Raw genomic sequence first — 25,869 nt, 5'->3', positions numbered from 1 at the left:
CCGGGCCGGCGGAGCTCCGGCACCTCGGACAGTGAGGCGGACGATGCCGACCGAGACGATCGACCTGCGCGAGGACTGGGCACAGGCGCCCGAGGACCCGGGCAGCCCGCCGCTGCCGCCGCTGCGGGAGCTGCGCAGGCCCGCCGGGTTCGCGCTGGCCCTGCTGCTGGCGGCCGCGCCGGCCGCCTCGGCGGCACCGGTGCGGCAGGTCGCCGAGCTGGCGACGTTCGAGCTCGCGGGAGTGGCGAACGTGGGCAGCGACATCTCTCCCGCGCAGGTCGTGGGCGACCTGCTGCTGTCGCGCGGCGGCCAGACCCTGACCGCGTACCGGATGACCGACGGCACCCTGCGCTGGCGCGTGCCCTTCCCGAGCTCCGATCCCAGCCAGGGCTATGCGACGGCCGGGAACGGGGTGGTGGTGGCCCTGTCCGGAAACCAGGCGGCGGCCACCACGGTGTTCGACGAGCAGACCGGCGCGCAGCTCTGGACGACGGAGGCCAGCGTGTACGCCCTCGGCGACGTGGGCGTCCAGATCGTCGACTACACCTCCGGGTACGACCCGAGCATCGCCCCGGCGGACCAGCCGAAACGGGAGTCCGACCTGGTCCGGGGCTACGAGCTGCGCACCGGCCGGGTGCTGTGGGAGCTGCGGGGCACCCCGTTCGCCACCGTCAACGCCGAGCAGCGGCAGGTGCTGACGATCACGAACGACGGCGCGGTCGCGTTCTACGACGTAGGCGACGGGCGGCTGCTGCGCCGGGGCGAGGTGACGTGGCCCGCGGGGCAGCCGGTGTACGTCAACACGTACGGGGACCTGCTCCAGCTGAACGCGGTCGTGCCGGGAAAGGAACCCGTCGACGCCGAGTACGACCTGACGACGCTGCGTGCCCGGCCGGTGGACGCCGCCGTGCACAACAGCTATCCCTACCCGTGCGGGGCCTTCCGGTGCGTCAACAGATTCGGCAAGGACGGCGGGGACTTCCAGGTCTCGGTCACGGACCCGGCCACGGGCGCGACCCGCTGGCAGGTCGAGCAGAACCTGGGGCTGGTGGCGGTCGCGGACGGGTTCGTCACCATCGACCCCAACCAGTCGCCGATCGGCGACTTCGGCGCCGCCGCGGTCCGGCTGGCCGACCCGGCCACCGGTCGCACGCTGCTGGACCTGACCGGCTGGCTGATCCTGGTCCCGATGGCGGACGGGACCGGCCGCGCGACACAGGACTACGTGCTGCTGCGCCAGGTCGGCAGGACGGCCCAGGTCGCCCGGATCGTGGACGGCGAGGTCCGGGTGCTGGGCTCGCTGCGGCACGAGATCCAGCGGTGCTTCTACGTGCCGGGTAGCCTGAGCTGCGTCTACGGCGGCAACCATCTCGCGTTCTGGCGAGTCGGAGAGTGATGCGGACGATGCCGACCAGCCTGGGCGACAGGACCGAGATGATCGACCTGAGCGACGACTGGGCGCTGCCGGCCGAGGACCCGGGCAGCCCGCCGCTGCCGCCGCTGCGGGACCTGCGCAGACGCGCCGGGTATGCGGTGGCGCTGGCGCTCGCGGCAGTGCTGGGCGCCTCGGCGGCGCCGGTGCGCGACATCGCCGAGCTGGCCGCTTTCGAGCTGCCGGGGGTGTCGCAGTACACCGGCTCGGAGGCCGTGCAGCACTCGGGCGATCTGCTGCTGGTGCTGGGCACGACGTCCCTGACGGCGTACGCGTCCGCCGACGGCGCGCTGCGCTGGAGCACGCCCTACGCCACGCCCGTGCCCGGCCAGGGCTTCGCGACGGCGGCGGCCGGGGTGGTGCTGGCGGTGAGCGACACGGGGGTGACCAGCGTGTTCGACCGGGAGACCGGGGCGCCGCTGTGGTCGGCCCCGCGGCAGGTGTATCCGGTCGACGGCGTGGGTGTGCAGGTCGCCGTCTACGGCGACTGGTTCGACCCCGCCACCCCGGCGCCGGGCGCGCCGGACCGCCGGGCCGACGAGGTGACCGGCTACGACCTGCGCACCGGCCGGACGCTGTGGACGCTGCGGGGGACGCCGTTCGCGGCGGTCAACTCCGAGCGGGGCGTGGTCCTCACCGCCACGGCCCAGGGCGAGGTCGCGGTCCACGACGTGCACGACGGGCACGTGGTGCGCCGGGGGCAGGCCGGGTTCCCGCCGGGGCGGCCGGTGTTCCTGTACTCGTTCCAGGACTCGGTCCAGCTGGGGTCGATGCCGCCGGTCCGCGAACCGGCCGCGCCCGACGTCACCATCCAGCAGTTCGAGTACGACCTGGTCACACTCAAGGCGCTGCCCCAGGGTTCGTACGCGGTTCCGTGCGGGCGGTACCGGTGCGTCAGCCAGTCGGACGGGACCGAGGGCGAGTTCCGGATGCTCGTGACGGACCCGGCGACGGGCGCCGACCGCTGGCGCACCGGCCCGGACCAGGCGCTGCTGCCGACCGGGGACGGGTTCGTCGTGCTGGACGTCTCGGGCACCTCCAACATGCGCGGGGTCGACGCCGTGTACCTGGCGGACCCGGACACGGGCCGCCCGCTGGTGGACCTCGACGGCTGGCTGGTGCTCGGCGCCGAGGACGGCAGCGGGGACTACGTGCTCCTGCGCGACGTCGGCCAGACCGTGCAGGTGGCCAGGATCGTCGAGGGCGGCGTGCGGGTGCTGGGCGTGCTGCCGCGCCGGGCTCAGCGCTGCTTCTACCGCGCATCCAGGCTGGCCTGTGTCTTCGGTGGCAACCACCTGGCACTCTGGCGGATCGGCACGCCGGGCGGCCGCTGACGCCGCCTGCCGCCGCCGTCGCACCTGTGCTGGTAGCGTCGCCGGGTCCAGATCGGACGGCAGCGTCGCCGACCGCGCAATTCCGGCACTGGCCGAACCGCCGTCCGGTGTGCGACGGTGTTCAGTACCTGTCCGGTCCGCCGGCGTCGCGCACCGCCGCTGGTGGCCCGGATCGCGCCGTGGCGTTGGCCGGCTGCCGCCGGCAGGCAGGAGGTCGCGATGACCGCTCTCATCGACCTCGGCGAGGAGCACGCGCCCGCCGACGACGACCCGCCGGGCGCGCCGCGCCTGTCGCGGTGGCAGCGCCGCTGGACCGGCCTGGCCGTCTGCCTGGCTCTGCTGGTCGCCGGGGTGAGCGCCGAACGGGTGCCGCCCGGCCCGCTGCGGGGGCCGGTGCACGTTCAGGACGCCGTCGTGGGCTCGGTCGCGCTCGTCGACGACCTGCTGCTGCTGGCCCGCCGCCGCGACGACGGCACCCGCGACCTGGTCGCCGTGGACACCGGCGACGGCAGCCAGCGCTGGCGGGTGCCGCTGACGGGCGGCTCGCCCGAGGTGTACGCCGCCTGGGCCGCCGACGGGGTGCTGCTGGTCTCGGTGATCGACGGTTCGTCGGCCGAGCAGGCGTGGTCGACGTACGCGGTGGATCGGCGGACCGGGGCGCTCTACTGGCAGGACCGGTCGATCGCGGTGGGCACCCGGGTCGACGGCGGCCAGCCGGTGACGCTGATGGTGGGCGTCGATCCGAAAGCCGACTGGTTCGTCAGCCGCGACATCCGCACCGGCCGTGAGCTGTGGCGGGTCTCCTACACCACCGGCCAGGACTGGAGCCTGTACGAGGTGGGCGGCCGGATCGCCGGGTTCGTGCTGGTCGACACGGTCCCGCCACGCCGGGTGCGGCTGATCGGCGTCGACGGGACGGTCCAGGCGGAGCGGGAGCTGCCCGCGGGCACCGGGGCGGTGCAGCAGGCCGACGGGCGGCTGCTGGTGTCGTACGAGTACGACGACGTGCGCCGGATCACCTCGCTGAGCCTGCCCGGCCTGGAACCGGGCTGGAACGTGCCCAACCCCGCCCCCCGCAGCTCGGTGTACGTCTCCGACTGCCGCCCGTCGGTCTGCGTCAACGACGGCGACCTGCTCTGGCTGCTCGACTCCGCCACCGGCGAGGTCCGCTGGTACGGCCGCATGGACGGCTTCTTCCCGGCCGCGCCCGGGGTGCTCAACGCGGGCCTGCACGACACCCCCGGCTACAGCCTGCTGCGCGACTCGCGCACCGGCGAGGTGCTGATGCGCCTGCGCGACTGGCAGGTCGTCGGATACGACGGCAGCCTGCTGGTGCTGTCGAACCAGCAGGCCCGGCGCACCTGGTTCGGCACCTTCGACCCGGCGCACCCCGCCCCGGTGCGGGTGCTCGGCACGGGCGGCCCGACCCTGGACCGGTGCTGGCTGACCCAGGGCACCGTGGCCTGCCGTGCCCTGCTCGGCGGCCTCGACGTGTACCGCTACCTGCCCTGATCCGTCCCACCGAAACGTGGCAGGATTTCACGTCCTGGCGGCGGCCCTCTATCTTCGTTGGCGACGGGGACGTCGAAAGGGGAGTGCTGGGCGTGCGGGTGCTGGTGGTGGAGGACGAGCGGCATCTGGCCGACGCGATCGCGCGCGGGCTGCGGCGGCAGGGCCTGGCCGTCGACGTGGCGTACGACGGCAGCACCGGCCACGAGATGGCCTTCGTCACCCGGTACGACGTGGTGGTGCTGGACCGGGACCTGCCGGGCATGCACGGCGACCAGCTCTGCGCCGCGCTCGTCGGCTCGGGGCAGCTGACCCGGGTGCTGATGCTGACCGCCAGCGGCAGCGTCGCGGAGCGGGTCGAGGGCCTGCGCCTGGGCGCCGACGACTACCTGCCCAAACCGTTCGCCTTCGACGAGCTGGTGGCGCGGGTGCACGCGCTGGGCCGCCGGGCGACGCCGGTCACCCCGCCGGTGCTGCGCGCCGCCGACCTGGAGCTCGACCCCGCCAAGCGCACCGTGACCCGGGCCGGGACGCTGATCGACCTGACCAACAAGGAGTTCGGCGTGCTGGAGGAGCTGCTGCGGGCACGCGGCGGGGTCGTCTCCACCGAGGAGCTGCTGGAGCGGGTCTGGGACGCCAACACCGACCCGTTCACCACCATCGTGCGGGTGACCATGCGCACGCTGCGGATGAAGATCGGCACCCCGGCGCTGATCGAGACGCTGGTCGGGGCCGGCTACCGGATCCCGCTGGCGGGGCAGGAGCCGGAGGCGTGATGCGGCAGCGTGCCCAGCGGGTGCGGCCCCGGCGACGGCTGCGCCCCACGCTGCGGCTGCGGCTGACCCTGCTCAACGCGGTGCTGCTGGCCGGTGCGGGCGCGCTGCTGCTGCTGATGACCTGGCTGGTCATGGCCGACCTGCTCAACCCGGCCGACTCGCTGCCCCCGGGCACCACGGTCACCCTGGCCGACGGCCAGGTGATGGAGGCGCAGCAGTGGCAGGACTCGCTGCTGGCCACGGCGCAGATCGAGCTGTTCGCCAAGGGGGCCGCGGCGATCCTGGCCATCACCGTGGTCGGCGTGCTCGGGGCGTACGCCGTGGTCGGCCGCGCGCTGCGCCCGCTGCACCGGGTCACCGCGACCGCGCAGAAACTCGGCGGCGAGACCATGGACCAGCGCATCAACTACGCCGGTGCCGACGACGAGGTGGCCGAGCTCGCCGACACGTTCGACGAGATGCTGGACCGGCTCGGGGCCGCGTTCACGGCGCAGCAGCGGTTCGTCGCCAACGCGTCGCACGAGCTGCGTACGCCGCTGGCGGTGATGCGCACCGAGATCGACGTGACGATGTCCGACCCCGGGGTGGACACCGCCGAGCTCAAGCGGATGGCCAACGTGGTCCGCGACGCGTCCGAACGCGCCAACGCGCTGGTCGACGCGCTGCTCATGCTGGCCCGCAGCGAGGGCCGCACCGGCCTGCGCGCCGAACCGCTCGATCTGGGCATGGGTGTGCGCGGAGCGCTTTCGGCGATGGACCGCGAGGTGCAGCGCATCAAGATCAACGTCAGCACCGACCTGGGCCCGGCCCCGGTCATCGGCGATCCGAGCCTGCTCGACCGCCTCGCCGGCAACCTGATCGAGAACGCCGTCCGCTACAACCACCTCGGCGGCCGGATCTGGGTCAGCAGCAGCGTCGACGGCGAATACGCCCGGCTCATGGTCGGCAACACCGGGTTCGAGGTCGACCAGGCCGACGTGGCCGGGCTGTTCGAGCCGTTCCGGCGGGGCGGCCGCGAGCGCACCGGGGCCCGAGGGTCCGGCCTGGGGCTGTCCATCGTGCGGGCCGTGTGCCAGGCGCACGGCGGCACCGTCGGCGCGGTGGCGCTGAAGGGCGGCGGGATGGAGGTCACCATCGCGCTGCCCCTAGCATCAGCGCAATGACATCCCGCATCCGGCACATCACCGTGGACTGCGTCGACCCGTACCGACTGGCGAGCTTCTGGAGCGACGTCACCGGCTACCCGCACCACCCCGACGACCGCCCGGACGAACCGGCGGCGATGCTGATGTCCACCGAGGACGACAGCCCCGACCTGCTGTTCATCGTCGTGCCCGAGGGCAAGGCGGTGAAGAACCGGCTCCACCTCGACGTCCAGCCCGACGACCGCACCCGCGACGAGGAGGTCGAGCGGCTGCTCGGCGTCGGCGCGGCCATGCTCGGCGACTTCCGCAACCCTGACGGCACCGGCTGGGTCGTCCTGGCCGACCCGGAGGGCAACGAGTTCTGCGTCGAACGCTCCGCGGCGGAACGGGCCACCGCGCCCGCCTGAGCGGGGGTCCGGCTGGACGCGATGATCGCCGTCTGCGGTCAGAACCTCGCCAGCCACCGCACGTTTCGACCGCAGGCCGCGATCATCCGCGCATGATCGCGGCCTGCGGCCGCTTCTGTCCGTTTCCGATCTATCTGGTCGACACGTCCGTGTGGGCCCGCCGCACGCTGCCGTCCGTGGCCGAGGCGATCACCGACCTCACCAGGTCGGGGGAGCTCGGCACCTGTGCGCTGCTGACCGCCGAGGTCTGCTACAGCGCGCGCAACGGTGCGGAGTACCGGCAGCTGCGCGCGCTGCTCGACGCCACGATCATGCTGAACGGCGACGATCTCGTCGAGGAGAAGGCCCTGGCCGCGCAGGCGAAGCTGGCAGCCGAGGGACAGCACCGCACCTCGGTCGTGGACCTGTTCGTCGCCGCGACCGCCGCCGCGCACGAGGCCGTGGTCCTGCACTACGACAGCGACTACGAGCGTATCTGCGCGGCCGTCGGCGCTCGGACCCGCTGGGTCGTGCCGCGCGGCTCCGTCGCCTAGCTGAAATGAGCGCGGTGGCCACCGTCATCGCCGCCGCGCTGCCCGCTGGCCGGGCTCGCTGACCGCGATCAGGCGGTGATGATCGCCGTTTGCGGTACTAAGAACGGCTTGAAGGCTGCCTTCTGACCGCAGACGGCGATCATCGCCGGGACGGCATCCGTGCGGGCGGGCCGTGGCCGCCTGCGGCGCTGCGGGTTAGCATGGCCAGGCGCGGTAATCGATTTCTTGCAGAACTCTTACCTGTAAAATATTGACGTATGCCTATCTAGCTCTCATATCGTGGATGGAATTTCGGCCCTGCTGTGCGGCGACGGCGGGCGGAGCCGGCCATTCAGGATGTGGGAGACGATCATGTCAGTGCAGGCATCGCCACTGCTCCGAAGGCTGGCGAGGGCTACGGCCGTCGTCAGCCTGCTGACCGTGGGGGCCGTGGTGCCGAGCAGCGCGGCCGGTGCGGCGGTCCCGGCGCCGCCCGCGGGCTTCACCGAGATCTGGAGCACCGATTTCAACGGCCCGGCCAACACCGGCGTCGACACCGGTGAGTGGATCTACGACACCGGTCCGGGCAGCAGCTTCGGCACCGGCGAGATCGAGACCATGACCAGCAGCACGCAGAACGTCTACCGCGACGGCAACGGCCACCTCGTGCTCAAGGCGAAGCACGCGGGCACCGCCCCGCGCGACGGCTGGACCTCCGGCCGGATCGAGACGAAGGCGACCTTCGGCGCCGGGCCGAACGGGATCCTGCTGGTCAAGGCCGCGATCTGGCAGCCGGACGTGACCACGGCCAACGGCGCCGGATACTGGCCGGCATTCTGGATGCTCGGCGCCCCGCTGCGCAACGGCGTGCCGTGGCCGACCTCCGGCGAGGTCGACATCATGGAGGACGTCAACGGCCGCAGCTCCGTCTTCGGCACGCTGCACTGCGGCACCAACCCGGGCGGCCCGTGCAACGAGTCCACCGGCATCGGCAGCGGCGAGCGCGCGTGCAACGGCTGCCAGACGGGCTACCACACGTACGCGGTCCAGATCGACCGGTCGGTCAGTCCGGAGCAGATCCGCTGGTATCGCGACGGCGTCAACTACTTCACCGTGAACGCCAACCAGGTGCCCGCCGCGACCTGGTCCAACGCGGTCGACCACCCGTTCTTCATCATCCTCGACCTGGCCATCGGCGGCGGCTTCCCCGACGCCTTCGGCGGCGGTCCCAACGCCGCCACCGAGGGCGGCCACGCCATGAAGATCGACTATGTCGCCGTCTACCGGAAGTAGGTCCGCGATGACCCGTCTGACCCGCCTCGCCGCCCTCGCCTGCGCCGCGGCCACCGCCGCCGGCGCGCTCCTGTCCGCCCCGCAGGCCGTCGCGGCAGACGACTTCTGGGGCCCCACCGCGGGGATCCCGGTGTCGAGCCACGTCATGACGTTCAAGGTGCTCAACCGCACCAACGGCCAGTACCCGGACAGCAAGGTCTTCTGGACCTTCAACGGCCAGACCCACTCGATCGCCGAGAAGCAGTACGTCGACGTCCCGGTGATCTCGGCCGCGCGGATGTACTTCCACCTCGGCTCACCGGACAGCCAGTACTCCGACTTCATCGAGCTCAACACCACGGCCGCGTGGATCGGCGTCAACACGACCCGGGTGGACGGGTTCGGGCTCAAGCTCGCCCTGCGCGTGCACACCAAGGGCGGCAAGGAGTCGACGGTGGGGGAGACCCAGGCGGTCTTCGCGCAGGGGCGCGACGCCACGTTCCAGGAGTTCGCCGACGCGATGCCCGCGCAGTTCAAGCACCTGGCGCAGGCGCCGTACCGGATCATCGCGCCGAGCAGGTCCGCCGCGTTCGCGCCGGGCGGCCAGTACCAGAACTACTTCAAGAACTACACCTCGTCGCTGGGCTACAACGTCTCCACCAGCGACGTCTTCGGCTGCGCCGGACCGCTCGCGTCCAACGCCGCCCTGTGCGGCGCGCTCAACCGCCACGTCGCGCAGCTCCCGCAGGCGCAGTGGGGCGACGTGAGCCGGTTCTACCAGGCGGCCCCGGCCAACTACTACGCCCGGTTCTGGCACAACCACGCCGTCGGCGACAAGGCCTACGGCTTCCCCTACGACGACGTGGCCAACCAGTCCAGCTTCATCGCCCTCGACAACCCGCAGTACATGCTCATCGCCGTGGGCTGGTGACAGCGTGATCGCCGCCGTCGGCTGGTGACAGCATGATCGCCGCCTGCGGTCGGAACGTGGTCTGAGACCTCGTCTTCCGACCGCAGGCGGCGATCATCCCTAGCGCGAGGTCAGGCGAAGGTACGGCCGGTGACGGCGCGGGAGACGCCGGAGCGGTCCAGGTACGGCGTGATGCCGCCCAGGTGGAACGGCCAGCCCGCGCCCATGATCATGCACAGGTCGATGTCGGCGGCCTCGGCCACCACACCCTCGTCCAGCATCAGCCGGATCTCCTGCGCCAGCGCCGCCAGCGCCCGCTCGCGGACCTGCTCGCCGGTGAGCGGGCTGTCGCCCTGCACCAGCAGGCCTTCGACCTCCGGGTTGAGCCGGTCGTCGACCATCAGCGGCACGCCGGAGGCGGCGATCGCGGCCAGGCTCGCGCTGGCCGGGAACCGGTCCGGGAACGCGTGGTGCAGCGTCCCGCCGACGTGCGCGGCCACGGCCGGGCCGACGAGCTGGAGCAGCGCCAGCGGCCGCATCGGCAGGCCCAGCGGGTCCAGCGCCCGGTCGGCGGTCTTCAGCGGGGTGCCCGCGTCGACGGCGTTCCAGATCTCGCCGAACAGGCGGGTCAGCACCCGGTTGACCACGAACGCGGGAGCGTCCTTGACCAGTACGCAGCTCTTCTTCAGCGTCCGGCCGACGGCGAACGCTGTGGCCAGCGCCGCGTCGTCGGTGCGCTCGCCGCGCACGATCTCCAGCAGCGGCATCAGCGCGACCGGGTTGAAGAAGTGGAAGCCGACCACCCGCTCGGGGTGGGCCAGCTCGGCGGCCATCTCGGTGACCGACAGCGACGAGGTGTTGGTGGCCAGCACCGCCTCGGGCTTGACGATGGTCTCCAGCTCGGCCCAGACCTTCTTCTTGACCGACAGCTCCTCGAACACGGCCTCGATGACGAAGTCGGCGTCGGCGAAGACGGACTTGTCGACCGAGCCGCTGACCAGGCCGCGCAGCTTGGCGGCCTTGCCCGCGGACATGCGGCCCTTGGCCACGGCCTTGTCCAGCTCGGCGTGCACGTAGCCGACGCCCTTGTCCACCCGCGTGGAGTCGAGGTCGGTGAGGACCACCGGCACCTCCAGGCGCTTGGCGAACAGCAGCGCCAGCTGCGAGGCCATCAGGCCCGCGCCGACGATGCCGACCTTGGTGACGCTGCGGGCCAGCGACTTGTCCGGCGCCCCGGCCGGTCGCTTGGCCCGCCGCTGCACCAGGTCGAACGCGTACAGGCCGCTGCGCAGCTCCGGCGTGACCGCGAGGTCGGCCAGGGCCTGGATCTCGGCCTCGATGCCCTCGGCGGTGACGCCGTTCTTGGCCAGCAGCAGCAGGTCCAGCGCGCGGCTGGCGGACGGGACGGCCCCGTGCAGCCGCTTGTCCAGCTCGGTGCGCGCGAAGCCGATGACGGCGTCCCACATCTCCGAGCGGTCGACCTCGGGCCGGTCCACGGTGATCGTGCCGTTGACGACGCCCGCGGCCCACTCCAGCGAGCGCTCCAGGAAGTCGGCGGGCTCCAGCAGCACGTCGGCCACGCCCAGCTCGGCGGCCTGCGCGGGCTTGAGCATCTTGTTCTGCATCAGCGGGTTCTGCACCACGACCTGGGCGGCCGGGACGACGCCGATGATGTTCGGCAGCAGCTGCGAGCCGCCCCAGCCGGGGATGAGGCCCAGCGACACCTCGGGCAGCGCCAGCGCGGCCGCGCCGGACGACAGGGTCCGGTAGTGGCAGTGCAGGGCCACCTCCAGGCCGCCGCCCATGGCCGCGCCGTTGACGAACGCGAACGTGGGCACGCTGCTCTCGCGCAGCTTGGCGAAGGTGGCGTGGCCGAGGCGGCCGATCTCGACGACCTGGTCGCGCGAGGTCAGCGAGGCGAAGCCGGTCAGGTCGGCGCCGACGCAGAAGATGTACGGCTTGCCGGTGACGGCGATGAAGGACGGGTTCGCCGCCTGCGCCTCGTCGATCGCCTGCGACAGCGAGGTCAGGCCGCCGGGCCCGAAGGTGTTGGGCTTGGTGTGGTCCAGGCCGTTGTCGAGCGTGATGACCGCCGCGGGCCGGTCCAGCCCGGGTACGGCGACCAGCCGCAGCTTGGCCTGCGTGACGATCTCGCTCACTTGTCCCCCTGGTAGTTCGGGTTCTCCCAGATCACGGTGCCGCCCATGCCGATGCCGATGCACATGGCGGTCAGGCCGTAGCGCACCTCGGGGTGCTCGGCGAACTGGCGCGACAGCTGGGTCATCAGCCGTACGCCCGAAGAGGCCAGCGGGTGGCCGACGGCGATCGCGCCGCCCCACGGGTTGACCCGCGGGTCGTCGTCGGCGATGCCGAAGTGGTCCAGGAACGCCAGCACCTGCACCGCGAACGCCTCGTTCAGCTCGAACAGGCCGATGTCGGCGATGGTCAGCCCGGCCAGCCGCAGCGCCCGCTCGGTCGACGGGATCGGGCCGACGCCCATGACCTCGGGCTCGACGCCGACGAAGCCGAAGGAGACCAGCCGCATGCCGATCGGCAGGCCCAGCTCGCGGGCCACGTCCTCGGCGGCGAGCAGGCAGCTCGTGGCGCCGTCGTTGAGACCGGCCGCGTTGCCCGCGGTGACCTTGCCGTGCGGGCGGAACGGGGTCTTCAGCCCGGCCAGCTTCTCCATGCTGGTCTCGCGCGGCGCCTCGTCGACCGAGGCCAGGCCCCAGCCTGCCTCGGGGTCGCGGGTGGCGACGGTGACCAGGTCGCCCTGGAGCTTGCCCGCGGCGTACGCGGCGGCGGTCTTGCGCTGGCTGTGCAGGCCGAACGTGTCGGCCCGCTCCTTGGTCAGCTGCGGGTACCGGTCGTGCAGGTTCTCCGCGGTCGCGCCCATGACCAGGGCGGACGGGTCGACGATCTTCTCGGCGAGGAAGCGCGGGTTCGGGTCGACGCCCTCGCCCATCGGGTGGCGGCCCATGTGCTCGACCCCGCCCGCGATGGCCACGTCGTACGCGCCCACCGCGATGCCCGAGGCGACCGTGGTGACCGCGGTCATCGCACCGGCGCACATGCGGTCGATCGCGTACCCGGGGACCGTCTTGGGCAGGCCCGCCAGCAGTGCGGCGGTGCGGCCGATGGTCAGGCCCTGGTCGCCGATCTGGGTGGTGGCGGCGATGGCCACCTCGTCGACGCGCTCCGGCGGCAGCTGGGGGTTGCGGCGCAGGAGCTCGCGGATGCAGCGCACGACCAGGTCGTCGGCGCGGGTGTTGGCGTAGATGCCTCCGTTCGCCTTGCCGAACGGGGTGCGTACGCCGTCGACGAAGACGACGTCGCGGACTTCACGGGGCACGGTCTGCCTCCTTGCAGTAGGGAGCCGATCCGGATGCTACTCGTGGGTAACTATCGGACGGTAGCGACCCGCTATGGTCTGGCTCACAATCGGCGGCCGGTCACGTGTCCGACCCTATGTAGAAAACGGATCTTGCCCTATGTAGGGCAGCGGCATAGACTGCCGCGCATGCGGATCACCGTGCCGGTGGCCAGAGTGCTGGCAGCGCTGCTGGCCGAGCCCGAAGCCGAGCGCTACGGCCTCGACCTGATGAACCTCACCGGCCTGCCCAGCGGCACGCTGTACCCGATCCTCCAGCGGCTGACCGGGGCCGGCTGGCTCGCGGCCGAGTGGGAGCAGATCGACCCGGTGGTGCAGGGGCGGCCGGCGCGCCGCTACTACCGGCTCACCCCGCTGGGCGTGACCGAGGCCCGGCAGGCGCTGGCCGAACTGCACGCCGCGACCCGGCCGACCGCGCCGCTGCGGCCGCGCACCGAACCGGGGCGCGCATGATCGCCCGGCGGCTGGGCGCCGCCCTGCTCGCGTTCGCGGCACGCCGCTGGCCCGCCGGGCTGCGCGACGACCTGCACCGCGAATGGCTCGCCGAGCTGCACGTGCTGGCCGCCGAGGGCAGGTCCGCACGCATCGTGGCGTACGCCCTCAGCCTCGCCGTCTCCCGCCCCGCCGCCGACCCGCTCATCGATCGGAGCCTCATGACCAGGCGTTTCTGGGTCACCGCCGCCACCGTCCTGCTGGCGCCGCTGCTGTGCGTCGTGCTCGGCGCCGTCGGGCTGCTCGGCGCGAACACGGTCGCCGGGGTGCTGCGGTTGCAGGAGCTGACCGGCTCCAGCCTGGATCCGTTCGTCGCTGCCACCATCGGCGGGCTCGCGCTGTTGCTGGGGCTCGGGGCGACCCGGCTGGGCGCCCGCACCGCGCTGCGGGGCCCGGTGCGCCTGGCCGTCGCGGCGGTCCTGCCGTGCCTGCTGACGGCCGCGTTCGTCATCTACCTGCTGGGCAGCGCGAACAAGCTGGACCGGGTCGTGCCGGAGCTGTTGTGGTGGGGTGCGGGCATGGTCGGCGTGCTCGGGGTGGCCGGCCGGCTGGCCGCCCGGGGCCGGACCGCCGCCGCATGGTGGGTCGGGGTGCTGGGCGCCCTGCTGGTCGCCGACGTCGCGATCGCGATCACCGTGTTCGCCCACACCGGGCCGTACGAGTACCTCTCCGTCGACGGCGGGCCGGGCGGCTACGACGGGGTGAACCGGATCTGGGCGCCGCTGTGGCTGTTCACGATGTACAGCGGCGGGATGCACGGGCTGCCCGGCCCCGGCGACTGGGAGGTCACCCAGGTCGCCGACGTCGTCGAGCTCACCCCGTACCTGTACCCGCTGTTCGGGGCGTATCTGCTGGCGTACGCGATCCGGGCCGGGCGCGGCCGGGTTCAGCCCGCCGCCGGCTCCGCCCCGGTGTCCCCGGTGTCCCCGGAGTCGTCGGCGGCCTCGGCCAACTCGGTCGGCTCGGTCGGCTCCGGCTCGACCAGCGCCTGAGCCAGCTCCGCGGCGAGCAGGTCGCACTGCCACTGCCGGGCGCCGAACCCGGCGAGCACCGCGGCCACGGCCGCCTCGTCGGCGGCGGGCGGCTCCCACGCCAGGCGGCGCACGAAGTCCGGGGTGATCAGGTTCTCCGGCGGCAGGTGGTGCTGCTCGGCGGTCTTGGTCACCACCTCGCGGCACCGGGCCAGCCGGGCCGCCGCCACCGGGTCCTTGTCGGCCCAGCGGTGCGGCGGGGGCGGCCCCTCGAACTGCGGTGACGTGGGCAGGGCGTCGTCGGGCAGGTTGCGCGCCTCCTCCAGCGCGTCCAGCCAGGTTGCGGCCAGGCGGCGCACCGAGCGGCCGCCGAAGCCGGGCAGCAGCAGCAGCTCCCGCTCGCTCTTGGGGTTCATCTCGGCGGCGGCCACGATCGCAGCGTCGGGCAGCACCCGGCCCGGGGCGGTGTCCCGGCGGGTGGCGATGGCGTCGCGGGCATACCAGAGCGCCCGCACCCGCGACTGCGCCCGCGCGCCGCGCACGCGGTGCATGCCCGAGGTACGCCGCCACGGGTCGACCCGCGGCTTGGGCGGCCGGGCCCCGTTGGCGACCAGCGCGGCGAACTCCTGGCCGGCCCAGGCCGTCTTGCCCTGCCGGGCCAGCTCGGCCTCCAGCGCGTCGCGCAGCTCGACCAGCAGCTCCACGTCGAGCGCGGCGTAGGTCAGCCAGTCCTGCGGCAGCGGGCGGGTGGACCAGTCCGCCGCCGAGTGGTGCTTCTCCAGCGTCCGGCCCAGCAGCTGCTCGGTGAGGGCGGCCAGGCCGACCCGCTCGAAGTCGGCCAGCCGGGCGGCGAGCTCGGTGTCGAACAGTCGGCGCGGGCGCAGGCCCAGCTCGGCCAGGCACGGCAGGTCCTGGCTCGCGGCGTGCAGCACCCATTCGGCGTCGGCGAGGACCTCGTCCAGCGCGGACAGGTCGCCCAGCGGCACCGGGTCGATCAGCGCCGTGCCCGCGCCGCGGCGGCGGATCTGCACCAGGTAGGCCCGCTGGCTGTAGCGGAAGCCGGAGGCGCGCTCGGCGTCCACGGCAACCGGGCCCGTCCCGGCGGCGAACCGGGCCAGCACCTCGGCCAGCCCCTCCGCCGTCTCCACCGGGGCGGGGGTGCCGCCTGCGGGTTCGGTCAGCAGCGTCGGGCCGTCGCCATGCGTGGTGCCTTGCGTGGCTGCGTCCGGCGTGCCGTCGCCCGTGCGGTGGCGGGTCCGACGGCGCAGCAGTGCGTCCTCGTCGGTCATGGATCACACCGTACGTGCATGGCAGGGGTCGTCGCCGCACCCGGTCCCGTGGCGCGTCGTAACGATCCGGCCAAAAATGAAACTTCCCCCGGTTAATTCACCTCATCTGTGCCTGATCAACCGAGTTGCCCGGGTAGCGGAACGGCCGATTCGCCGCCTCGACCGGTTCAGTGACTCCGCCCTTCGGCGGGGCTGCTGGACGTGCGCAGGCCGTGTACGGTGCGGGCGCCCGGTGATCACGTCAGCACCGGCACGGGGAGGAAAGATGACTACGGGCCCCGAGCCCGCGGCGCCGGTCGCGCCGGCCACTGTCCCGGTTCACCCGCAGGTCGCGGTGCCTGTCCAAGCGGCGCCGGTCGATCAGCGGATGCCGCAGGTGCCGATGCCGCCCGGTTCCGGCCACCCGGCCCCGGCCCAGCCGGTGCCGGTGCCGGCTCAGCCGATCCCGGCCCAGCCTCAGCCGTACGGTGCGGTGCCGACTCAACCGCTCGGACCTTTTCCGCCCCGGCCGCTGACCGCAGCGCCGGGCGGCGTCCCGCACGCGGTCCCGATCCCGGTCCCGTCGGCGATCCCGGCCCCGCCCGCGGTGCCGATGCCGCCCGCGCCGCCGCGAAGCCGGGGCGGCCTGCGCCGCCTGGCGCGCTGGGACGTGCTCACGTCGATCCTGACGGTGCTGCTGGTCGCGACCGTGGTCTGGCAGTCGGTCACCATCGCGGGGCTGTCGTCCGACCTGGACGGCCTGCGCTCGCGCCTCGACGCCGACCGGCAGGCCGCGGCCCAGGCGCAGCAGGCGGCGGACACCCGGATCGGCGCGCTGGAGAAGAAGGCGGGCGAGGCGTTCGACGCCGAGCACGTCGCCGCGGCGGTGCTGCCCAGCGTGTTCCGGGTCGAGGCCGGGGACTACACCGGCACCGCCTTCGCCGTCGGCCCCGCCGCGGCCGGTGGCGGCACCAACCTGTTCACCAACTTCCACGTCGTCGCGCAGGTCTGGAACCAGGGCGGCCGCACGGTGAAAATCACTCGCGACGGCCAGCGCTTCGACGCGAAGATCCTCGCCGTGAACAAGCTCCGGGATGTGGCCCACCTGCAGACCACGGCGAAGTTCACCGGTCTGACCGTGGCCACCGAGACCGTACGGCCCGGTCAGCAGATCGTGGTCGTGGGCGCACCGCTCGGCCTCACCGACACGGTGACCACGGGAGTCGTCAGCGCGCTGCGCGAGGACGAGGACGAGGCCGGTCCGATGATCCAGTTCGACGCCGCCATCAACCCCGGCAACTCCGGCGGCCCAGTGATCAACGGCAGCAGCCAGGTCGTCGGCATCGCCGTCGCCAAGTACACCGGCGCGGAAGGGCTCGGCCTGGCGATCCCGATCGCCGATGCCTGCAAGCAGTTCAAGGTGTGCTGACCGGAAGTGTTCCGGCAGCCCATGCAACACCCCATCACGGAGGAGAGCACCACATGACCAACCCCGAGCAGGCCGCGGCCCCCGCCGGTGCGTCCGAGCCGCAGGCGTACGCGCCCGCGCCCGTCGCGCCCGAGGCGACGCAGCCCGTCCCGGTCGCCACCCCGACCCCGGCGGCCGACCCGGCTCCGGTCTACACCCCGGCTCCGGCCGCGCCGGTCGCCACCCCGGCGCCCGTCTACGCCCCGGCTCCCGTCGCCGCGCCGGTCGCCACCCCGGCGCCGGTCGCCGCGCCCGCCGCCGAGGCCACGACCGCCATGGCCACCGCGGTGCTGCCGCAGGCCGCGCCCGCCGCCGACGCGTACCAGGCGGGCTACGCCCCGGCCGCGCCGCAGCAGTACCAGGCCGCGCCGCAGCAGTACCCGGCCGCCGACTCCTACCCGGTCTCGGCGATGCCGGTCTCGGCGTACCCGACCTCGGGCTACCCCGGCTTCGTGGCGCCGGTCCCGGCCGCGCCCAAGAAGTCCAAGGCCGTGCTGGTCCTCAGCATCCTCACCGGCGTGCTGGTGCTGGCCACCGGCGTGATGACGACCCTGTTCGTGCTCAAGTCCAACGACCTGACCTCGACCCGGACCACGCTGACCCAGCAGGTCGCCGAGCGCGACAAGTCGCTCCAGCAGAAGGAGAGCGCGCTCGACTCGGCCAACCGCCAGCTGTCGTCGGTCAAGGACGACCTGAGCAAGGCCAAGCAGGACCTTGAGGGCGTGCAGAACGAGAACAAGGCGATGACCAACTGCCTGGACAAGCTGGACGCGTTCTTCAGCGGCCCGACCCAGGCCAAGGGCAAGGCCGTCGACAAGGCCTGCAAGGCGTACCTCTGATCCCGTCCCGGCCGTAGGCCGGACGAGCCGAAGGGCGGCCCGGAGTGATCCGGCCGCCCTTCGGCTTCTCGCTGTCGTCCGGCTAGTTGCGTCGCAGCGGCAGGGCCGAGACGCCGACCGGCGGCAGGCCCGCGGTGGAGGCCAGCGCCGTGCACCAAGCGGTCACGTGGCCCTCCAGATCGAGGTCCAGCGGCGTCCAGGACGCCCGCAGCTCCAGGTCGGTGGTGGGCGGACCGTCGGCGGCCAGCGCGCCGAACCGGCTGGAGATGGTCTGCGTCACGGTGCCGCCGATCGCGGCGTAGCCGGAGGTGTGCGCGTCGAGCGCGTCCACCAGCCAGCTCCAGCCCACCTGGGGCAGCAGCGGGTCGGTGGCCAGCTCGGGTTCCAACTCCGCGGTGACGTACGTGACCAGCCGGGTGTCGCCCTGCCAGGCGTCGTGCCCGGCCGGGTCGTGCAGCAGGATCAGCCGCCCCGTGGTGACCTCCTCGCCCCGGCGGAGCACCGACGCGCCCAGCGCGAACGCGTACGGCGCGAGCTTGCCGGGGGCGGGCACCTCTTCCAGGGAGATCTCGTCACGGGGGTGGACCGAGCGCAGCGCGGTGACGGCGCGCGTGAACGTCTCGGGGAGTACGGTCGTCAGCGCCATAGCCGTACCCTAGGGCGCCCGCGCCTCCGTGTGGTGGCACGCCGCGCCGATACGGCTCACATCCGCACTACCCATGCGGCGGACACCCCTCGTCCAGTGGCACGATGGCGACGATGAACACTGCAGCCACGGGCGGCCTCAACCGCCTCACCTTGGCCGGATCGACATTCGTACGCGCCTGCCGGGGGCAGGCCGTGCCGCATACCCCCGTGTGGTTCATGCGGCAGGCGGGCCGGTCCCTGCCCGAATACCGCGAACTGCGGGCCGGCGTGCGCATGCTCGAATCGTGCCGCCGCCCCGACCTGGTCACCGAGATCACCATGCAACCGGTCCGCCGCCACGGCGTCGACGCGGCGATCCTGTTCAGCGACATCATGGTGCCGCTGGACGCCGCCGGGGTCGACCTCGACATCGTCGCCGGCACCGGCCCGGTCGTGGCCGAACCGGTGCGCACGATGGCCGACCTGGACCGGGTGCGACCGCTCGACCCCGGCGCCGTGTCGTACGTCGGCGACGCCGTCGCCCTGCTGCTGCGCGAGCTGAAGGCCACCCCGCTGATCGGCTTCGCGGGCGCCCCGTTCACGCTGGCCAGCTACCTGGTCGAGGGCGGCCCGTCGCGCAACCACACCAAGACCAAGGCCCTGATGTACGGCGACCCCGAGCTGTGGCACGCCCTGCTCGCCCGCCTCGCCGAGATCACGCTCACCTTCCTCAAGGTGCAGATTGACGCCGGGGTCGCCGCGGTCCAGCTGTTCGACTCCTGGGTCGGCGCCCTCTCGGAGGCCGACTACCGCCAGTACGTCCTGCCGCACTCGCAGCAGGTGCTGTCGGGGCTGGCCGACGCGGGCATCCCGCGGATCCACTTCGGCGTCGGGACCGGCCTGCTGCTGCCCGCGATGGCCGAGGCGGGCGCCGACGTCGTCGGCGTCGACTGGCGCACCCCGCTGGACACGGCCGCCCGGCAGCTGCCCGGCAAGCCGGTGCAGGGCAACCTCGACCCCGCGGTGCTGTTCGCGCCGTGGGAGGTGATCGAGCGCGAGGTGCGCCGGGTGCTCGACGAGGGCGGCGCCGCGCCGGGCCACGTCTTCAACCTCGGCCACGGCGTGCTGCCGGAGACCGACCCGACCGTGCTCACCCGCGTGGTCGAGCTGGTGCACGAGGTCAGCAAGCGATGACCCGCCACGTGGCAGTAATCGGCGGGGGCATCTCGGGCCTGGCCGCCGCGCTACGGCTGTCCGAGTCGGGCGTCGCGGTCACGATCGTGGAGCAGGCCGACCGTCTGGGCGGCAAGCTGCACACCCGCGCCGACGGCGTGGAACTGGGCGCCGAGCAGTTCCTGATGCGCGACCCGGCCTGGGGCCCGAGCGGCGCGATGCGCCTGGTCTCGGCCCTGAAGCTGGAGCACCTGCTGGAGCACCCGATCGCGGGCGGCGCCGGGCTGTGGGTGGCCGGAGCACTGCGCCCGCTGCCCACCGGCACCGTGATGGGCGTGCCGGGCCCGGACACCGACCTGGTCGGCGTGGCCACCCTGAGCCAGGGCGACGTCGACCGGGGCGCGCCGGTGCTGGCCCCGCGCGAGGACCGCGCCGTGGGCGACGTGGTGCGCGAGCGGCTGGGCGACGAGGTGGTCACCCACCTGGTCGACCCGCTGCTGGGCGGCGTGTACGCCGGCAGCGCCGACGGCCTCTCGCTGGCGGCCACCATGCCCGCGCTGCACCGCTTCCTCGGCCGCGAGCACACCCTGCGCGCGGCCGTGCAGCGGGCCGCCGGGACCAGCCGGGCGCACCAGCCCGGCACGCCGGTCTTCGGCACGCTGCGCGGCGGCCTCGGCACGCTGGTCCAGGCGGCCCGCGCCGAGCTGGAGCGGCGCGGCGTCGAGATCCACCTCGGCATGCCGGTACGCGAGCTGGTCCGCACCGCCGACGGCTGGACCCTGACCGTCGGCGCGGCCACCGACGACGCCCCGCGCGCCGCCCGCCCGTGGCGGCTGGACGCCGACGCGGTGGTGCTCGCCGTGCCCGCCCGTCCCGCCGCGCGCCTGCTGGCGCCGACCGCGCCGGAGGCCGCCGAGCACCTCGGGGTGCTGGAATACGCCAACGTCGGGCTGGTCACGCTGACCCTGCCCGGCGTCGACCTGCCCGCGCTCAGCGGCTTCCTGGTCCCGGCCGACCAGGGGCTGACCATCAAGGCCGCGACGTTCTTCAGCACCAAGTGGGAGCACCACCGCCGGTCTGACGGCTCGGTGCTGCTGCGCGCCAGCGTCGGCCGCCACGGCGACCACGCGGTCCTGCAGCGCCCCGACGCGGAGATCGTCGCCACGGTGCGCGCCGACCTGTCGGCGGTGCTCGGCACCTCGCTGCCCGAACCGGCGGCCGCGACGGTCACCCGCTGGGGCGGGGCGCTGCCGCAGTACGCCCCCGGCCATGTCGAGCGGGTGGCGAACGCGCGTGAGGCGCTGGCCGAGCTGCCGCTGGTGCTGGTGGGCGCCGCCTTCGACGGCGTGGGCATCCCCGCCTGCGTCAACTCGGCCGAGCTGGCCGCCGACCTGCTGCTACGAGGATGGGAATAATGACCGAACAGACCAACGCCTCCCGGCTGCGCGAGCTCAACGACACCATCCGGTACACCATGTGGTCGGTGTTCCGGGCCACCGGCCCGCTGCCGTCGATCCGCTCCGAGGTCGCCGGGGAGGTCGACCAGCTCTTCGGGCAGCTCGCGGAGAAGGACGTCACCATCCGCGGCGTGTACGACGTGGCCGGGCTGCGCGCCGACGCCGACATCATGATCTGGTGGCACTCGGCCTCCTCCGACGCGCTGCAGGACGCCTACGGCCGGTTCCGGCGCACCGCGCTGGGCAAGTGCCTGACGCCGGTCTGGTCGCAGATGGCGCTGCACCGCCCGGCGGAGTTCAACAAGAGCCACATCCCGGCGTTCCTGGCCGGCGAGGAGGCCCGCGGCTACGTCTGCGTGTATCCGTTCGTGCGGTCGTACGAGTGGTATCTGCTGCCGGACGAGGAGCGGCGCGAGATGCTGGCCGAGCACGGGCGGATGGCGCGCGGCTACCCGGACGTGCGGGCCAACACGGTGGCCTCGTTCGCACTGGGCGACTACGAGTGGATGCTCGCGTTCGAGGCCGACGAGCTGCACCGCATCGTCGACCTGATGCGCGACCTGCGGGCCTCGTCGGCGCGCCGTCACGTGCGCGAGGAGGTGCCGTTCTACACCGGGCGGCGGCGCTCGATGGAGGAGATCGTCTCCGCGTTGCCCTGATAAGGCGGAGGAAAATACCACATATCACGTTGCCGTAACCGCTTGCGGTGGGTCATGCGTTTGGTCTGCAAAACGTCAGCCAACCCGTGCAACTCATTTGCACGATTGTGCTCTACACTTGCGTACCATGACGCGCAGACTCGCCGAAGTGGCGAAGTACGTGGGGGTGAGCACGGCCACCGTGAGCAGGGTGCTCAACGGGCGGCCGGGCATCTCCGAGGCCACCCGGACGGCCGTTCTCACCGCCCTGGACGTGCTCGGTTACGAGCGCCCCACCAAGTTGCGCGGGGAGCGGGCGCGTCTGGTCGGGCTGGTCCTGCCCGAACTTCAGAACCCGATCTTCCCCGCGTTCGCCGAGGTCGTGGCCGGGGCACTGGCCAAACGGGGGTTCACCCCCGTGCTGTGCACCCGCACGGCCGACGGCGTGGCCGAGTCGGACTACGTCGACATGCTGCTGGAACAGCAGGTGTCCGGCGTGATCTTCGCGGGCGGCAACTACGCCCAGGCCGATGCCGAGCACGAGCACTACCGCCGCCTGCTCGACCGGGGCCTGCCCGCGATACTGGTCAACGCCGGTATCGAGGATCTGGGCTTCCCCCGGGTCTCCGCCGACGACGCCGTCGCGGTCGAGCAGGCCTACAACCACCTGGCCTCCCTGGGCCACGAGCGGATCGGGCTGATCCTCGGCCCGCCCGACCACGTGCCCTCCTCACGCAAGCACCAGGCGTTCCTGACCCGCCTGGCCCTCGACGGGCCGCCCGTGGGCATCGACCCCGAGGACCTCATCGAGCGCACCATCTTCTCGATGGAGGGCGGCCACGCGGCCGCGGCGCGGCTGATCGGCCGCGGCGTGACCGGCCTGGTGTGCGCCAGCGACGTGCTCGCGCTGGGCGCGGTGCGCGGCGTGCGCCGGCTCGGCAAGAGCGTGCCCGGCGACGTCTCCATCGTCGGGTACGACGACTCGTCCGTCATGGCCTGCACGGACCCGCCGCTGACCACGGTGCGCCAGCCGATCGAGTCGATGGGGCAGGCCGCCGTCGCCCTGCTCATCAGCGAGATCGCGGGCAACACCGTGCCCGCCGACGAGCTGCTGTTCGAGACCGAGCTGGTGGTGCGCGGCTCGACCGGTTCAGGTGCGGCCGTGCCGTCGCGCCCCGTCCCCGCCCAGACCGCCCGCACCCTCTGACCTCGCCGACCGGCCGGCCCCTCAAGACCACCGAAGTTGCCGGGCAATCGGGCGTATGAAGCGCCCAGGTGCGCCCGATTGCCCGGCAACTTGCGTGGTCTGGGCCGTGCAGGCCTGGCGGCGTGACCGGTGGGCGCCGCCTCCGCAGCCGCCGGACGTTCGACGGAACGTCCGGCGGCTGCACTGTTTCCGGGTTCAAGAACTCGACGGACGAACGTTGTGTTGCCGCGCGGTTTCCCCCGAGCCGGTGCAACGTTGCGCAGGGCCTGGCCCCACAAAACCGTTTCAGCAGGTCAGGTGTCCTCTGGTGAGCCCTCCCGAGGCGTGGCCCGACGGCTGGCCGTACGCGTCCTGCCGGTCTTGCGTTCCTGCCTTGCGCTGCTGTGAGCTGGGACGGAATAGTCGATCATTACGTTCTTGCAAAGGACTATAGACTTCTTGCGTACTCGCGGCCTACGCTGCTCACCATCGTCATCGGGGGAAACCCCGGGGCGACGGCACGGAAACAAAGACGAAATCGGGGCCGTCAGCGTGTACACCGCGCGGCAGCGGTCCGGTGCTTTGCCCGAACTGAATGGAAGAACCCCCATGCGGGGCGGAACTTGTCCAGGGTGACCGCCCCGCATGCCTCCGCAAGGAAGGACCTCCAATCCTATGGACAGAAGAAGGTTCAGCAAGGCGGTTGGCCTGCTGCTTACCGCCAGCGTGGCCGTGCTCCCGGCTGCCTGCTCCGAGAAGGAGCCGGAGAAGCCCAGCGGTCCGGTGACCATCACGGTCAACGGCCTCCCGCCGGAGTCGGACCCGGTGAACCGCAAGTCGTTCCTCGACGACGTGAAGGCCTTCGAAGCGGCCAACGCGAACATCAAGATCGACGCCAAAGAGGGGTTCATGGACCCCCAGACGTTCGCCACCAAGCTGGCCGGCGGCCAGCTGGAGGACGTCTTCTACACGTACTTCACCGACCCGGGCAACCTGATCGCCAAGCGCCAGGTCGCGGACATCTCCGCGTACACCGGTGAGTTCCCGGCGATCGCGCAGCTGCGCCCCGACCTGATGAAGGTCTACTCGGGCGCGGACGGCAAGGTCTACGGCATCCCGACGAAGAACTACTCGATGGGTCTGCTGTACAACCGGACGCTGTTCACCAAGGCCGGTCTCGACCCGAACAGCCCGCCGAAGACCTGGGAAGAGGTCCGCACCGCGGCCCAGAAGATCGCGGCGCTGGGTGGCGGCACGGTCGGCTACGGCGACTACAGCAAGAGCAACACCGGTGGCTGGCACTTCACCGCCGAGATCTACTCGCTCGGCGGGGACATCGCGGTCAAGGACGGCGACACCTGGAAGGCCGCCTTCAACAGCGACAAGGGCAAGCAGGTCCTGCAGCAGCTGAAGGACATGCGCTGGACCGACAACACCATGGGCGCCCGTCAGCAGCTCGAGTGGGCTGACCTGCTCCAGATGATGGCGTCGGGCAAGCTGGGCATGTACGTCGCGACCAGCGACAACATCCCCACGATCGTCAACCAGTTCAAGGGTGACTTCAAGGAGTACGGCCTGGGCCCGGTCCCCGGCGGTGCCGGCACCCTGGCCGGTGGCGAGGGCTTCATGTTCAACGCCAAGGCGACCCCGGAGAAGATCCGGGCCGGCCTGAAGTGGCTGACCTTCCGCTACACGAACCCGGACCGGATCGAGCAGCAGAACAAGACCGCCGCTGACGCCAAGCAGCCGGTCGGCCTGCCCGAGCCGCTGATCTGGACCGGTGCCGCCGCGGAGAAGCAGGCCGCTTCCTCCAAGTCGCTGGCCAACGTCCCGACGGAGAACTACGCCCCGTTCGTGAGCGCCACCGCGAGCATCCCGCTGAAGCTCGAGCCGCCGCAGGCTCAGCAGATCTACGCGGTGCTCGACACGGCGATGCTGAAGGTGCTGACCGACAAGAACGCGGACATCGCCGCCCTGCTCGCCGACGCGGAGAAGCAGGTCAACACGATTCTGGCCGCGGTCAAGTAAAGCAACACCCGATGGGCCGCCGGCCTCGCGCCGGCGGCCCACTCGACTGACTGGTACCCCAAGGAAGGTCACCTGCGATGGCGGTTATGACGAGCGAGCGGCCGAAGGCGCGCACGCCGTACTCCGGTGGCGCGAGTCCCGCGTCACGGCGCGACAAGCTGCGCCGCAAAGTCGGAGACAACGTTCTCGGCTACGCGTTCATGGCCGCGGGCATCGCGTGCTTCGCGCTCTTCTCCTGGTATCCGCTGGTGCGCGGTGTCATCCTGAGCTTCCAGCAGGTGAACTTCGTCACCGACCCGATCTGGGTCGGGTTCGACAACTTCAAGGCGATCTTCGACGACCCGCTGTTCTACACGGCGTGGTGGAACACCCTCAAGTTCACCGTCCTGGCGCTGATCCTGGGCTACCTGGTGCCGTTCGCCATCGCGGTGATCCTCAACGAGATCCGGCACTTCAAGGGCTTCTTCCGGATCGCGATCTACCTGCCGGTGATGCTGCCGCCGATCGTGGTGGTGCTGCTGTGGAAGTTCTTCTACGACCCGGGCAACGGCCTGTTCAACACCGTGCTGAGCTTCCTGCACCTGCCGACGTCGGACTGGACCCAGTCGCCCAAGATGTCGATGATCTCGCTGGTGCTGGTCTCCACGTGGGCCAACATGGGCGGCGCCACCATCATGTACCTGGCCGCGCTGCAGAACATCCCCGGCGAGCTGTACGAGGCCGCCGAGCTGGAGGGCGCCAGCGTCTGGCAGCGGCTGCGGCACATCACCATCCCGCAGATGCGCTTCATCATGCTGGTGCTGCTGCTGCTCCAGATCGTGGCCACCATGCAGGTGTTCATCGAGCCCTACCAGCTCACCGGCACCACGAACCCGGACACCATCACCGTGATGGTGCTGATCTACCGGTACGCCTTCACCGTCAACAACGACTTCGGCCTGGCCGCCGCGATGAGCGTGCTGCTCTTCATCGTGCTGGGCGTCTTCTCCGCCGTCTACCTGCGCGTCACGCGCGACCAGGACTGAGGGAGCCCG

At 72.2% G+C, this 25,869-nt stretch carries 23 protein-coding genes; 19 read left to right on the top strand and 4 right to left on the bottom strand.

Annotation, left to right across the window (positions count from 1 at the left end):
- The first annotated feature begins 43 nt into the window (after window positions 1–43).
- The 9 genes from Cs7R123_RS34540 to Cs7R123_RS34500 all read left to right on the top strand — a co-directional run bounded on the left by Cs7R123_RS34540 (window position 44) and on the right by Cs7R123_RS34500 (window position 9,318).
- The gene (locus tag Cs7R123_RS34540) at window positions 44–1,396 is read left to right on the top strand and encodes a PQQ-binding-like beta-propeller repeat protein (protein WP_212832847.1); all 1,353 of its coding nucleotides are present in this window, start codon (window positions 44–46) and stop codon (window positions 1,394–1,396) included.
- Between the two features lie 8 nt (window positions 1,397–1,404).
- Window positions 1,405–2,766 carry a PQQ-binding-like beta-propeller repeat protein gene (locus Cs7R123_RS34535; RefSeq protein ID WP_212832845.1) on the top strand — a complete coding sequence of 454 codons (1,362 nt, stop codon included), beginning with the start codon at window positions 1,405–1,407 and terminating at the stop codon, window positions 2,764–2,766.
- A 219-nt stretch (window positions 2,767–2,985) separates the two neighbouring features.
- The gene (locus tag Cs7R123_RS34530; protein ID WP_212832843.1) at window positions 2,986–4,278 is read left to right on the top strand and encodes a PQQ-binding-like beta-propeller repeat protein; all 1,293 of its coding nucleotides are present in this window, start codon (window positions 2,986–2,988) and stop codon (window positions 4,276–4,278) included.
- Window positions 4,279–4,370: 92 nt separating this feature from the next.
- Complete coding sequence (locus Cs7R123_RS34525; protein WP_212832841.1) at window positions 4,371–5,051, top strand: response regulator transcription factor; 681 nt, start codon at window positions 4,371–4,373, stop codon at window positions 5,049–5,051.
- A gap of 20 nt (window positions 5,052–5,071) precedes the next feature.
- Window positions 5,072–6,214, top strand: a complete 1,143-nt coding sequence (locus Cs7R123_RS34520) for a HAMP domain-containing sensor histidine kinase (RefSeq protein WP_212834861.1) — start codon at window positions 5,072–5,074, stop codon at window positions 6,212–6,214.
- Complete coding sequence (locus Cs7R123_RS34515) at window positions 6,211–6,603, top strand: VOC family protein (RefSeq protein WP_212832839.1); 393 nt, start codon at window positions 6,211–6,213, stop codon at window positions 6,601–6,603. Before Cs7R123_RS34520 ends, Cs7R123_RS34515 begins: the two co-directional genes overlap by 4 nt.
- A 92-nt stretch (window positions 6,604–6,695) precedes the next feature.
- Window positions 6,696–7,136, top strand: coding sequence for a PIN domain-containing protein (locus Cs7R123_RS34510; protein WP_212832837.1), 441 nt, complete (start codon window positions 6,696–6,698; stop codon window positions 7,134–7,136).
- A 351-nt stretch (window positions 7,137–7,487) separates the two neighbouring features.
- On the top strand, window positions 7,488–8,408 hold the full coding sequence (locus tag Cs7R123_RS34505; protein ID WP_244872329.1) for a glycoside hydrolase family 16 protein: 921 nt from the start codon (window positions 7,488–7,490) through the stop codon (window positions 8,406–8,408).
- Window positions 8,409–8,415: 7 nt separating this feature from the next.
- The gene (locus Cs7R123_RS34500; RefSeq protein WP_244872328.1) at window positions 8,416–9,318 is read left to right on the top strand and encodes a glycoside hydrolase family 64 protein; all 903 of its coding nucleotides are present in this window, start codon (window positions 8,416–8,418) and stop codon (window positions 9,316–9,318) included.
- Between the two features lie 110 nt (window positions 9,319–9,428).
- Here Cs7R123_RS34500 and Cs7R123_RS34495 read toward each other — a convergent pair whose 3' ends face one another.
- Both Cs7R123_RS34495 and Cs7R123_RS34490 read right to left on the bottom strand, forming a co-directional pair.
- The gene (locus Cs7R123_RS34495) at window positions 9,429–11,456 is read right to left on the bottom strand and encodes a 3-hydroxyacyl-CoA dehydrogenase NAD-binding domain-containing protein (protein WP_212832831.1); all 2,028 of its coding nucleotides are present in this window, start codon (window positions 11,454–11,456) and stop codon (window positions 9,429–9,431) included.
- Window positions 11,453–12,649, bottom strand: a complete 1,197-nt coding sequence (locus Cs7R123_RS34490; protein ID WP_212832830.1) for a thiolase family protein — start codon at window positions 12,647–12,649, stop codon at window positions 11,453–11,455. The genes Cs7R123_RS34495 and Cs7R123_RS34490 overlap by 4 nt, the downstream gene beginning before the upstream one ends.
- Window positions 12,650–12,817: 168 nt before the next feature.
- Between Cs7R123_RS34490 and Cs7R123_RS34485 the strand changes: the two genes are divergently transcribed.
- Window positions 12,818–13,141 carry a PadR family transcriptional regulator gene (locus tag Cs7R123_RS34485; protein ID WP_212832829.1) on the top strand — a complete coding sequence of 108 codons (324 nt, stop codon included), beginning with the start codon at window positions 12,818–12,820 and terminating at the stop codon, window positions 13,139–13,141.
- Window positions 13,138–14,172 (top strand): hypothetical protein, encoded by a 1,035-nt coding sequence (locus Cs7R123_RS34480; protein WP_212832828.1) that lies wholly within the window; start codon window positions 13,138–13,140, stop codon window positions 14,170–14,172. The genes Cs7R123_RS34485 and Cs7R123_RS34480 overlap by 4 nt, the downstream gene beginning before the upstream one ends.
- Here the strand turns inward: Cs7R123_RS34480 and Cs7R123_RS34475 are convergent.
- The gene (locus Cs7R123_RS34475; protein WP_212832827.1) at window positions 14,067–15,440 is read right to left on the bottom strand and encodes a ribonuclease D; all 1,374 of its coding nucleotides are present in this window, start codon (window positions 15,438–15,440) and stop codon (window positions 14,067–14,069) included. The two genes, Cs7R123_RS34480 and Cs7R123_RS34475, sit on opposite strands and share 106 nt — an antisense overlap.
- A gap of 265 nt (window positions 15,441–15,705) precedes the next feature.
- Here Cs7R123_RS34475 and Cs7R123_RS34470 point away from each other — a divergent pair, with 265 nt between their 5' ends.
- Window positions 15,706–16,848, top strand: coding sequence for a S1C family serine protease (locus Cs7R123_RS34470; protein ID WP_212832826.1), 1,143 nt, complete (start codon window positions 15,706–15,708; stop codon window positions 16,846–16,848).
- Window positions 16,849–16,901: 53 nt separating this feature from the next.
- Window positions 16,902–17,726, top strand: coding sequence for a hypothetical protein (locus Cs7R123_RS34465; RefSeq protein ID WP_212832825.1), 825 nt, complete (start codon window positions 16,902–16,904; stop codon window positions 17,724–17,726).
- An 82-nt stretch (window positions 17,727–17,808) separates the two neighbouring features.
- On the opposite strand, the gene Cs7R123_RS34460 is transcribed toward Cs7R123_RS34465, so the two are convergent.
- Window positions 17,809–18,372, bottom strand: coding sequence for a DUF3000 domain-containing protein (locus tag Cs7R123_RS34460; RefSeq protein ID WP_212832823.1), 564 nt, complete (start codon window positions 18,370–18,372; stop codon window positions 17,809–17,811).
- Between the two features lie 104 nt (window positions 18,373–18,476).
- Here Cs7R123_RS34460 and hemE point away from each other — a divergent pair, with 104 nt between their 5' ends.
- The 6 genes from hemE to Cs7R123_RS34430 all read left to right on the top strand — a co-directional run bounded on the left by hemE (window position 18,477) and on the right by Cs7R123_RS34430 (window position 25,860).
- The gene (hemE, locus tag Cs7R123_RS34455; protein WP_212832821.1) at window positions 18,477–19,547 is read left to right on the top strand and encodes a uroporphyrinogen decarboxylase; all 1,071 of its coding nucleotides are present in this window, start codon (window positions 18,477–18,479) and stop codon (window positions 19,545–19,547) included.
- Window positions 19,544–20,941: a protoporphyrinogen oxidase gene (gene hemG / locus Cs7R123_RS34450; RefSeq protein WP_212832819.1), complete on the top strand. Its 1,398-nt coding sequence runs from the start codon at window positions 19,544–19,546 to the stop codon at window positions 20,939–20,941. The genes hemE and hemG overlap by 4 nt, the downstream gene beginning before the upstream one ends.
- A complete protein-coding gene (gene hemQ / locus Cs7R123_RS34445; RefSeq protein WP_212832817.1) occupies window positions 20,941–21,642 on the top strand; it encodes a hydrogen peroxide-dependent heme synthase in 702 nt (233 codons plus the stop codon). Before hemG ends, hemQ begins: the two co-directional genes overlap by 1 nt.
- Before the next feature lie 127 nt (window positions 21,643–21,769).
- The gene (locus Cs7R123_RS34440) at window positions 21,770–22,828 is read left to right on the top strand and encodes a LacI family DNA-binding transcriptional regulator (RefSeq protein ID WP_212832815.1); all 1,059 of its coding nucleotides are present in this window, start codon (window positions 21,770–21,772) and stop codon (window positions 22,826–22,828) included.
- A 654-nt stretch (window positions 22,829–23,482) separates the two neighbouring features.
- A complete protein-coding gene (locus tag Cs7R123_RS34435; RefSeq protein WP_212832814.1) occupies window positions 23,483–24,835 on the top strand; it encodes an ABC transporter substrate-binding protein in 1,353 nt (450 codons plus the stop codon).
- An 86-nt stretch (window positions 24,836–24,921) separates the two neighbouring features.
- On the top strand, window positions 24,922–25,860 hold the full coding sequence (locus Cs7R123_RS34430) for a carbohydrate ABC transporter permease (protein ID WP_212832813.1): 939 nt from the start codon (window positions 24,922–24,924) through the stop codon (window positions 25,858–25,860).
- The last annotated feature ends 9 nt before the right edge of the window (window positions 25,861–25,869 follow it).

Source organism: Catellatospora sp. TT07R-123, from assembly GCF_018327705.1.
Lineage (GTDB): Bacteria > Actinomycetota > Actinomycetes > Mycobacteriales > Micromonosporaceae > Catellatospora.
This window is presented reverse-complemented; position numbering and strand designations above follow the sequence as displayed.

Bases quoted from the DNA above. Each gene is read 5' to 3' on its own strand.
- Cs7R123_RS34540 (WP_212832847.1), top strand. From the start codon at position 44: ATGCCGACCGAGACGATCGACCTGCGCGAGGACTGGGCACAGGCGCCC.
- Cs7R123_RS34535 (WP_212832845.1), top strand. From the start codon at position 1,405: ATGCCGACCAGCCTGGGCGACAGGACCGAGATGATCGACCTGAGCGAC.
- Cs7R123_RS34530 (WP_212832843.1), top strand. From the start codon at position 2,986: ATGACCGCTCTCATCGACCTCGGCGAGGAGCACGCGCCCGCCGACGAC.
- Cs7R123_RS34515 (WP_212832839.1), top strand. From the start codon at position 6,211: ATGACATCCCGCATCCGGCACATCACCGTGGACTGCGTCGACCCGTAC.
- Cs7R123_RS34510 (WP_212832837.1), top strand. From the start codon at position 6,696: ATGATCGCGGCCTGCGGCCGCTTCTGTCCGTTTCCGATCTATCTGGTC.
- Cs7R123_RS34505 (WP_244872329.1), top strand. From the start codon at position 7,488: ATGTCAGTGCAGGCATCGCCACTGCTCCGAAGGCTGGCGAGGGCTACG.
- Cs7R123_RS34500 (WP_244872328.1), top strand. From the start codon at position 8,416: ATGACCCGTCTGACCCGCCTCGCCGCCCTCGCCTGCGCCGCGGCCACC.
- Cs7R123_RS34485 (WP_212832829.1), top strand. From the start codon at position 12,818: ATGCGGATCACCGTGCCGGTGGCCAGAGTGCTGGCAGCGCTGCTGGCC.
- Cs7R123_RS34480 (WP_212832828.1), top strand. From the start codon at position 13,138: ATGATCGCCCGGCGGCTGGGCGCCGCCCTGCTCGCGTTCGCGGCACGC.
- Cs7R123_RS34475 (WP_212832827.1), bottom strand. From the start codon at position 15,440: ATGACCGACGAGGACGCACTGCTGCGCCGTCGGACCCGCCACCGCACG.
- Cs7R123_RS34470 (WP_212832826.1), top strand. From the start codon at position 15,706: ATGACTACGGGCCCCGAGCCCGCGGCGCCGGTCGCGCCGGCCACTGTC.
- Cs7R123_RS34465 (WP_212832825.1), top strand. From the start codon at position 16,902: ATGACCAACCCCGAGCAGGCCGCGGCCCCCGCCGGTGCGTCCGAGCCG.
- Cs7R123_RS34460 (WP_212832823.1), bottom strand. From the start codon at position 18,372: ATGGCGCTGACGACCGTACTCCCCGAGACGTTCACGCGCGCCGTCACC.
- hemE (WP_212832821.1), top strand. From the start codon at position 18,477: ATGGCGACGATGAACACTGCAGCCACGGGCGGCCTCAACCGCCTCACC.
- hemG (WP_212832819.1), top strand. From the start codon at position 19,544: ATGACCCGCCACGTGGCAGTAATCGGCGGGGGCATCTCGGGCCTGGCC.
- hemQ (WP_212832817.1), top strand. From the start codon at position 20,941: ATGACCGAACAGACCAACGCCTCCCGGCTGCGCGAGCTCAACGACACC.
- Cs7R123_RS34440 (WP_212832815.1), top strand. From the start codon at position 21,770: ATGACGCGCAGACTCGCCGAAGTGGCGAAGTACGTGGGGGTGAGCACG.
- Cs7R123_RS34435 (WP_212832814.1), top strand. From the start codon at position 23,483: ATGGACAGAAGAAGGTTCAGCAAGGCGGTTGGCCTGCTGCTTACCGCC.
- Cs7R123_RS34430 (WP_212832813.1), top strand. From the start codon at position 24,922: ATGACGAGCGAGCGGCCGAAGGCGCGCACGCCGTACTCCGGTGGCGCG.